The organism is Kitasatospora sp. NPDC054795 (assembly GCF_053611565.1).
The window spans coordinates 1-4,564 of record NZ_JBSHAP010000259.1 but is presented as its reverse complement, the minus strand read 5'-3'; the positions used below and the strand labels follow the sequence as shown (position 1 = coordinate 4,564).

The window sequence follows — 4,564 nt, the reverse complement described above, 5'->3', positions numbered from 1 at the left end:
CTCCAGCAGCCACTCGACCCCCTCCCGCGGCACCCACGGAAAGGACACCCCGGGCCACCGCACCGCCGTCCACGCGTCGAGGCCGGCGGCCATGACGGCGTCGACGGTCACCGGCGCACCATGTTCGACCGGGCCCCTCCACCCGGACTCCCTCCGCCCGCTACCGGATCTGCCGCAGACGGGAGTTGGCGATGTTGCGGGTGCGCCGGGTGCGGCCGTTCCCGGCGAGCAGGTCCAGCGTGGCCCGGTCGGTCGACTCCCCGGCGAGGCGTCCCTGGAGCCAGTTCTCCGCCGCGAGCAGCTGCTCCTCGTCCCACGGCTCGTCCAGGGCCGTCGCCCGCAGCAGCGCCCAGTCCCGCAGGCGCCGGGCGGCGAACGCGTCGGCCGCGACTGCTCCCGCCAGCTCACGCCGCCAGGCCGGGAAGCCCGGGTCCGTCAGCAGTTCCGCCGCGCGCCGGTCCAGGTACTCGCAGACCGCGCAGCTCGCCATCGGGCGATCGGGGTCGGTGAGCACCCGGGCCGCGAGGGCGGCCGCGTCCTCGGGCGCCACGTCAGCGAAGGCCCGGCGGTAGCGTGCGAACCGCACGTGCTCGTCCGGCTCGAAGCCTTCCGCACCGGCCGCTGCTGTCTCGGTCACCGGGGTTCCCTCCTCCGTCCTGTCGTGGCGTTTACCCGTCGGATGGTCGCACGGCCGGTGGAGGGCGGGTCCGGCGCTGCCGTCGGCGGCCTCCTTGACCTGAAGTCGGCTTGAGCTTCTAGCCTTCACCCGATCGATCGTCGGGCGACAGGAGAGACCGCATGATTCTCGTGACCGGAGCCACCGGCAACATCGGACGTTCTCTGCTGGAGGAGCTGCGGGCCTGCGGGCCCGGCCCCCTGCGGGGCCTCACCCGGGACGGCGCCCGGGCCCGGTTCCCCGAGGGCGTGGAGGTGCGCGAGGGCGACCTCGCCGACCCGGCCTCCCTGGCGCCCGCCCTCGACGGGGTGCGCTCGCTGTTCCTGGTGTCGCGGATCGGCTCCGATGCCGGGATCCTCGACGCCGCCCGCCGCGCGGGTGTCGAGCACGTTGTGCTGGTGTCGTCCGTCACCGTCGAGACGCATCCGCACCTGGGCCCCGCCCGGGAGAACGCGGACGTCGAGCGGCTGGTCATGGACAGCGGCATGGCGTGGACGGTCCTGCGGCCGACCCAGTTCGCCTCCAACGCCCTGTGGTGGGCGTCGGCGATCCGCGAGCGGGGGACGGTCCGCGTGCCGTACGCGGACACCGGTCTGCCCACGATCCACCCCGCGGACGTCGCGGCGGTGGCGCGGGTTGCGCTGACCGGGCCCGGCCACCGGGGACGGGTGTACGCGCTGACCGGGCCGGAGCGGGTGACGGCCCGGCAGCAGGTGGCGGCCATCGCGGCGGCCCTCGGGCGGGCGGTGCCCCTCGCGGTGATCGGCCGGGAGGAGGCCCGGCGGGAGCTGGCCGAGGCCCTGGGAGCCGAGGCGGCGGACGCGGTGCTCGACGTGACGGGCGGGGACGTCAACGACGGCCTGGTGGAGGTGCGCGACACCGTCGAGCGGGTCACCGGATCCCCCGCCAGGCCGTTCCACCACTGGGTCGCCGAGAACGTCGCCGCCTTCCGCTGACGAGCCCCCGCCCGGGCCGGACACGCCCCGCCCGGCCCCGCCCCCCGGCGCTCAGCCGATGGTCACGCCAGCAGCCCGCACACCGAGCGCCTGGCCAGCGCGACGGCCGCCGACAGCGCCTGCGGGTCGAGCCGGGGCAGGGCGGCCACGGGCCAGACGCCGCCGAGGCCGCGCACCACCACCTCGTGGTCGTGCACCCACTGGAGGTGGACGAAGCGGTTGGCCAGCGGCGGGCTGAGCTCCCAGCCGTCGGCCGCCGAGGAGCGCGGGTTCGCGGCGGCCACGATCCGTACCCCGGGCGGGAGTTGCGGGGTACCGATGCGCCGTTCCAGGACCAGTCGGAGCAGGGCGGCCTGGACGGCGGGCGGCGCGGTGGACAGCTCGTCCAGGAACAGGAGTCCGTGCCCGGCCCGCACCAGGCGCACCGCCCAGTCCGGCGGGGCCATCGGGACGCCCTGCTGTGCCGGGTCGTCGCCGACGATGGGCAGCCCGGAGAAGTCGGAGGGCTCGTGGACGCTGGCGATGACCGTGGTCAGCGGCAGCCCCAGGGCCTCGGCGAGCTGGTTGAGGGCGGCGGTCTTGCCGATGCCGGGCTCGCCCCAGAGCAGGACGGGCAGGTCGGCGGCGACGGCCAGGGTGAGCGCTTCCAGCTGGGTGTCGGCGCGCGGCTCGGTGGTGGTGTCGGCCAGCAGGTCGAGCAGCCGGCGGGCGGTGTCGAGGCGAGTGGAACCGGGACGGGTGGGGTCGGGGTGGGCGCTGCCGAGTCCGGCCGCGTCGGAGCCGGCTGCGTCGAGGAGGGCGGTTCCGGGCATAGGTGATCACCTCAAGGTGTGGAAGGGGCTTCGGTGGTGAACGGCGGGGCGCCGGGGTCAGCGGAGCGAGGTCAGGCGCGGATGAGCCCGGAACGAGCCGTGACGCGGGCGGGGACGGGAGGCCGGACCGTGCGGGCGCGAGCCGTACCGCACGCGCGGCGACGGGTGGTCGACGACTTCGGGCCCGGTCAGCCCGGACCGGTAGAGGCCGTACGCGATCCGCCGCTCGGCGGCCGCCGCCAGCTCGTCCCGCAGCGGCCCTTCGCGCAGTACCGCCTCCGGGCCGAGCAGGGCCTCGACCACGGCCAGTGCCCCGGCGAAGTCGCCGTGGTCCAACCGCTCGCGCACACCGTCCAGTTGGCCGGGTCTCCGGTGTGCCAGGTCGACGGCCCGCAGGCAGGGCAACGGGGTGCCGGAGAGGGCGGCGAGCAGCTCCTCGCGGCGCAGTTCGGCCGGGGCGTGGTCGAGCGGGGCGAGCACCCCGTCGACCAGCCCGATCCGGTGGCGCGCCCCTCGGCAGTCCACCGTCCGCTCGGCCGGGGGCGGGGCGCCGGTCCGCGCGGACGGGCCGGGCAGGTGCCCGGGCGCCAGCGCGGCCGCGACCAGCGGATGCAGCCGGCCGGCCTCGATCGCACCGCTGCGGAGCAGGTCGAGGTCGGGCGGCACCCAGGTCGCGGCATCGGGCAGCAGCGGCAGTCCCGAGAGGTCCCCGGAGGCCTGCGCCGTCGACCCGTCCGGCCGGAGCAGCAGCCGCCGCCGGTGCCCGAGCCGCACCACGACGGGACCGGCGGGGAGGCCGTCGGCGCGCAGCAGCAGCTCGGCCTCGGCGGCCCAGCGGTCGACGGCGCAGCGCAGCGGCGGATCGCCGAGGGCCATGCCCGGCAGGCCCGTTGGCGGATCCGCCGCGCCGGAGCGGACGGCCGGCTCCGCGCTGCGCCCGGCGTCCCAGAGGTGCCGGTGCAGGTCGTAGCGGAACCGGCGGCCGGGACGCGGCCGCGGGTGCGGCGACCGGGCGTCGTGCCCGGAGCCGTCCCAGAGCTCCAGGCCGACCCGCTGCCCGTACTCCGCCCAACCGGGCGGTGTGCGGACCACCAGGAAGACCGGCGGCTCGCCCGGGTACCGGGCCAGCGGCACGGTGAGCCCGGGCCGCAGCAGCCCGTCGGGGGCGGATCTCGGCAGGTGCCAGCGCAGCAACTCCGGGGCCAGGCAACGGAGATCGGACCGGACCCGGTCGGCGAGCTCCCGGCCGTGGACGCGGGCGACGTCCCGCAGGCGGAAGTCGACCTCGACGTTGGCCGCGGCGCAGGCCCCGGCCCAGTCGCCGGACAGGCGGCGGGAGGTGGCGGTTTCGATCATGGAGGGCGGTACGGCGTACTCGCGTACGCGCCGCCAGAAGGAGAGGCGGGCGTCGTTCCCGTGCGCGGGGTGAGTGGGCATCAGCACTCACTCTTCGCGGACGGGACCCCCATTCTGTGAGCAGCGTGAGTGGTCATCGCCGGGAGCATAGCGTCCCGCACCGTCGCCCGCCGCACCGTTGCGCCGCCCGGCCGTTCCGCTCCTCGGCCTTCCGCGGCCCGGCCGGGTGCTCAAGCGCCGCTGGAGGCAAGGTCGAGACGGGTGGTCCGGGGAGGCCCGGGTGTGTTCTGGTGGAGGGCGGAGGGCGCGCGCGGGGGCGTAGACGCTGGCGCATGGAGCTGAGTGCGGAGGCTATGGTTCGCCGGCCCGGAGTGGCCTTGACTGGTGGACACGAGGACGGACGCGCGGGGTTCACGGAACCCTGCCGGTCCGACGATCCGAGCAGGGCTCCTACTCCGAGTGAGGGTGATTGTGATGGCTGGTGCGGTGGATCTCGCGGTCGAGTCCGGTGTGGTGCTGGTGGTCGGTGGGACGGGGAAGACGGGTCGTCGGGTGGCGGACCGGTTGGCGGCGCGGGGTTACGGGGTGCGGGTGGGGTCGCGTTCGGGTGCGGTGCCGTTCGACTGGCACGACGAGGGGACGTGGGAGGGGGCGTTGGAGGGGGTGAGTGCGGCGTATCTGACGTACTACCCGGATCTGGCGTTCCCGGGTGCGGTGGAGGCGGTGGGGGCGTTCTCGCGGTTGGCGGCGGAGCGCGGGGTGGG

Annotated in this window: 3 protein-coding genes and 2 pseudogenes; 2 read left to right on the top strand and 3 right to left on the bottom strand. The window is 76.1% G+C overall.

Annotation, left to right across the window (positions count from 1 at the left end):
- Positions 1-160 precede the first annotated feature (160 nt).
- Entirely contained in the window at positions 161-637 is a 477-nt protein-coding gene (locus ACWGJO_RS41110) for a hypothetical protein (protein ID WP_452190896.1), read from the bottom strand.
- 161 nt (positions 638-798) lie between these two features.
- Here ACWGJO_RS41110 and ACWGJO_RS41105 point away from each other — a divergent pair, with 161 nt between their 5' ends.
- Positions 799-1,632, top strand: coding sequence for an SDR family oxidoreductase (locus tag ACWGJO_RS41105; RefSeq protein WP_452190895.1), 834 nt, complete (start codon positions 799-801; stop codon positions 1,630-1,632).
- Between the two features lie 65 nt (positions 1,633-1,697).
- Here ACWGJO_RS41105 and ACWGJO_RS41100 read toward each other — a convergent pair.
- Positions 1,698-2,444: pseudogene (locus tag ACWGJO_RS41100) on the bottom strand (AAA family ATPase); the annotation flags it as partial.
- 57 nt (positions 2,445-2,501) lie between these two features.
- Positions 2,502-3,881 (bottom strand): hypothetical protein, encoded by a 1,380-nt coding sequence (locus ACWGJO_RS41095; protein ID WP_452190894.1) that lies wholly within the window; start codon positions 3,879-3,881, stop codon positions 2,502-2,504.
- Between the two features lie 393 nt (positions 3,882-4,274).
- Between ACWGJO_RS41095 and ACWGJO_RS41090 the strand changes: the two are divergent.
- Positions 4,275-4,564: pseudogene (locus ACWGJO_RS41090) on the top strand (NmrA family transcriptional regulator); the annotation flags it as partial.